At 41.9% G+C, this 2,098-nt stretch carries 2 protein-coding genes; both read left to right on the forward strand.

The annotated features are described in order from the left end of the window. Positions 1-56: 56 nt before the first annotated feature. On the forward strand, positions 57-407 hold the full coding sequence (tnpB, locus tag HMPREF0106_RS20160) for an IS66 family insertion sequence element accessory protein TnpB (RefSeq protein ID WP_004296723.1): 351 nt from the start codon (positions 57-59) through the stop codon (positions 405-407). Between the two features lie 86 nt (positions 408-493). Continuing rightward, on the forward strand, positions 494-2,059 hold the full coding sequence (tnpC, locus tag HMPREF0106_RS20155) for an IS66 family transposase (protein ID WP_009039077.1): 1,566 nt from the start codon (positions 494-496) through the stop codon (positions 2,057-2,059). Positions 2,060-2,098 lie beyond the last annotated feature (39 nt).

Consider the following 2,098-nt stretch of genomic DNA (forward strand, 5'->3'; position numbering starts at 1 on the left):
ACACCCGGTGGTGTTATTAAAATGTTGCGCGATTACGAAAGAACGGAGGGAGATCCATGTATTCTCTAACATCAGCCAATCGCTACTATCTGTACCAGGGCTTTGTTCGTATGAACCTTGGCATTGACGGTTTATTCAAAATTATACGATCGGAAATGAAGGACTTGTCTCCCGTTTCCGGAGATATCTTTTTATTCTTTGGTAAAAACCGACAAAGTGTAAAAATACTGCGTTGGGATGGCGATGGCTTTCTTCTGTACTACAAGCGCCTCGAAGGTGGAAGTTTTGAGTTACCGACATTTAACCCCAATACAGGTAATTACGAGATTTCTTATCAGGTTTTGTCTTTTATTTTAAATGGAGTGTCATTAAAGTCTGTACGGTTGAGAAAACGTTTTAGGATCTAATTTAGCATTCTGATTATTAGATATTTGCGCTAAAGATATCATCCGGTTTATTTGGCCAATTCGTTGATTTTTTATATCTTTATGCCATGAAAAAGGATGAGATCATAGAGTTATTGAAGGAACAAATCAAGGGATTACGAGATGACAACAACAGACTCTTGGACCAAATAGATGCTTTGATAAAGGAGGTTTCTTCCCTTAAAGAGGCACTCCTTCAAAAAGGCGAATCTCTTAGCAAGCAACAGCGCCTTACTAAGGGACTCGCCAAACTTGTATCCAACACATCCGAACAGCAACAGGCTCCCCAATCTGCCATATCCGAAGAAGAGCGGCAGAAGATAGAAGCGGAAAAAGCAGATAAGCGTAAAGCAAGAAAGAACAATGGGGCCAAACGTGACATGCATTATGAGATGGAGGAAGAAGAACATGTCGTTTATCCCGATGATCCCGATTTTGACATCAATAAGGCCCGGTTGTTTACCACTGTTCCCAGAATATGCGTCCGCTATGAATGTGTACCCATGCGCTTCATCAAGCATGTCTACAAGATACACACCTATACGCAAGAAGGTCGCCTATTTGAGGGAAAAACACCGGCTTCGGCCTTCTTGAATTCCAGCTATGACGGTTCATTTATTGCCGGATTGATGGAATTACGTTATATACAATCGCTACCTGTTGAAAGAATCATCAACTACTTCGAGAGTCATGGCTTTACGCTGAAGAAACCTACGGCTCATAAGTTGATAGAGAAAGCCTCAAACCTCTTCGAAAATCTTTATAAGTGCATCCGGCAGACAGCTTTGAGTGATCCTTATAAGGCAGCCGATGAAACCTATTACAAAATACTCGTCCCGGAAAAGAACAGCAAGGGAAAAGGAGTCAGGAAGGGATACCTTTGGGTGGTTGTCGGCATAAACACCAGGATGATATACTTGCTCTATGATGACGGCTCCCGGTCTGAAAGAGTTATTCTTAACGAATTAGGCAGTTGCAAAGGTATCATACAAAGCGATGGTTACTCACCTTACCGGAAGCTCGAAAGCGATGCTTATCCCAATATCACACGCATCCCGTGCTTGCAACATATAAAACGGAAATTTATAGATTGCGGTGAGAAGGACCCGGATGCAAAAAGAATCGTGGAGCTGATAAACGCACTTTATCAAAACGAGCATAAGCATAAAGTTGGGGCTGAGGGATGGACGGTAGAACAGAATCTTATGCATCGAAAAAAGTATGCGCCGGACATACTCGGAGAAATAAAAGATGTGCTTGATGAAATAGAAGAACGGGGGGATTTATTACCTAAGAGCGAACTGCAGGAAGCCATTACCTATCTTCGCAATGAGTGGAATGCAGTGGTGGACATCTTTAATTATGGTGACACTTATCTGGACAACAATATGGTTGAACGGATGAACCGGTACATATCCTTATCAAGAAAAAACTCATTGTTCTTCGGCAGCCATAAGGGGGCCGAACGAGGCGCCATACTCTATACGATAGCACTCACTTGTAGGATGCATAAAGTGAATCTATTTGAGTATCTCACGGATGTGATAAACAGAACAGCCGAATGGCAACCGAACACACCAATTGAAAAATACAGGGAACTGCTTCCTGACAGATGGGAAAAGGCTAATGACTAAAAAGGGATCATTAGCCTTTTTATTTTAATACACTATATA

Source organism: Bacteroides sp. D22 (genome assembly GCF_000163675.1).
Classification (GTDB): domain Bacteria; phylum Bacteroidota; class Bacteroidia; order Bacteroidales; family Bacteroidaceae; genus Bacteroides; species Bacteroides xylanisolvens.